1 pseudogene is annotated in these 1,185 nt (G+C 71.5%); it reads right to left on the bottom strand.

Going from position 1 to position 1,185, the window contains the following annotated elements:
- A pseudogene (gene ribBA, locus AC27KI_RS25305) lies at positions 1-963 on the bottom strand (bifunctional 3,4-dihydroxy-2-butanone-4-phosphate synthase/GTP cyclohydrolase II); the annotation flags it as partial.
- Between the last annotated feature and the right edge of the window lie 222 nt (positions 964-1,185).

A 1,185-nucleotide genomic window follows, 5' to 3' on the forward strand; every position in this document is an offset into this window, starting at 1 on the left:
CGCGCAGGATCTGCGCGCCCACGCCGTAGGTGCGCAGGTCCATGCGGCCGCGTTCGGGCGCATGGGCCGAGCGGGCGCGCCCTTCGAACTGCTCCAGCAACTGCTCAGCGCTTTCGCCGCAGTTGAGCAGCACGGCCACGCCCTGGCCTTGGGCGGCGATGTACTGCAGGCTGCTGTCCAGCCCCCAGGAGTGCATGGAGCGGTTGACCTCCAGCGCGTCCAGCACAGACAGGGGCTCGTGCACGCGCACGGGCACGCTGTCGTCCGGGCCCCACTGGCCCTTGACGAGCGCCAGGTGCACGGCCTGGCTGGGTTCGTCGCGGAAGGCGTGGGCGGTGAACTCGCCGAAGGCGGTCTGCAGCGGGCGCGTGCCCACTTTCTGCACCAGCGATTCGTTGCGGCTGCGGTATTCGATGAGGTCGGCGATGGTGCCGATCTTGAGGCCGTGCTCGGCCGCGAAGATCTGCAGGTCGGGCAGGCGGGCCATGGTGCCGTCGTCCTTCATCACCTCGCAGATCACGGCGCTGGCGCTGCAGCCGGCCATGGCGGCCAGGTCGCAGCCGGCTTCGGTGTGGCCGGCGCGCATGAGCACGCCGCCGTCCACCGCCTGCAGCGGGAAGATGTGGCCGGGCTGCACCAGGTCGGCGGCCACGGCGTGCGCGCCACGGCGGCCTGCACGGTGCGGGCGCGGTCGGCGGCGGAGATGCCGGTGGTCACGCCCTCCGCCGCCTCGATGGAGGCGGTGAACGCCGTGCCCATCTTGGTGCCGTTGCGGGCCACCATGGGGGCCAGCTTCAGCAGTTCGCAGCGTTCGCGGGTGAGGGTCAGGCAGATCAGGCCGCGGCCGAAGCGCGCCATGAAGTTGATGGCCTCGGGGGTGACGTGGTCGGCGGCCAGGACCAGGTCGCCTTCGTTCTCGCGGTCTTCCTCGTCCACGAGGATGACGATGCGCCCGGCGCGCATCTCGGCCACGATGTCTTGCACCGGCGAGATGGGCGCAGGGGTCAGGGGGGGTGTTCATGGAGGGCAGGGCTTTCGGTGGGCCGCGCGGGTGGCGTGCACCGCACGCTGGTCCGGCCACGGCCCGGACGGAGCCGCCTCCAAAGAGCGGGCGGTGCGGCGCTGGCCGCACGGTGCGGGAGCGCTACGCGCCCCAAAGGCGGCGATTTTTAGTCCACTTTAGTG

Source organism: Acidovorax sp. KPB24-03, assembly GCF_057546605.1.